This window comes from Shigella sp. FC1661, from assembly GCF_001712525.1.
Lineage (GTDB): Bacteria > Pseudomonadota > Gammaproteobacteria > Enterobacterales > Enterobacteriaceae > Escherichia > Escherichia coli.
Map to the genome: position 1 here is coordinate 1 of NZ_MDGW01000488.1, position 418 is coordinate 418.

The window sequence follows — 418 nt, forward strand, 5'->3', positions numbered from 1 at the left end:
TCAAAGGCGTATCGGGTAGGTTACTGCGACGAGATCGACCAGATATTGCAGTCAGGTATTACTACAAAGGCGTTTTGTGGAGTCCTGGCTATTTTGCCAGTAGCTGCGGAGGTGCGCCAATATCCGTCATCCGCCAATACATTGAACAACAGCAAACACCTGGGGTAATGCTGCCAACTTACTGATTTAGTGTATGATGGTGATTTTAAGGTGCTTGCGTGGCTTCCATTTCCATCAGATGTCCTTCCTGCTCCGCTACTGAAGGCGTGGTGCGTAACGGCAAAAGCACTGCCGGACATCAGCGCTATCTCTGCTCTCATTGCCGTAAAACATGGCAACTACAGTTCACTTACACCGCCTCTCAGCCCGGTACGCACCAGAAAATCATTGATATGGCCATGAATGGCGTCGGATGTCG

General features: G+C 50.0%; 2 protein-coding genes. Both read left to right on the forward strand.

Annotated features, from left to right (window positions below):
- Positions 1-185: transposase (locus tag BFF42_RS21035; RefSeq protein WP_146759064.1), on the forward strand; the 185-nt coding region annotated here is incomplete at its 5' end.
- 33 nt (positions 186-218) lie between these two features.
- A partial coding sequence (locus BFF42_RS21040; protein ID WP_001638972.1) for an IS1 family transposase occupies positions 219-418 on the forward strand: 200 nt, incomplete at its 3' end.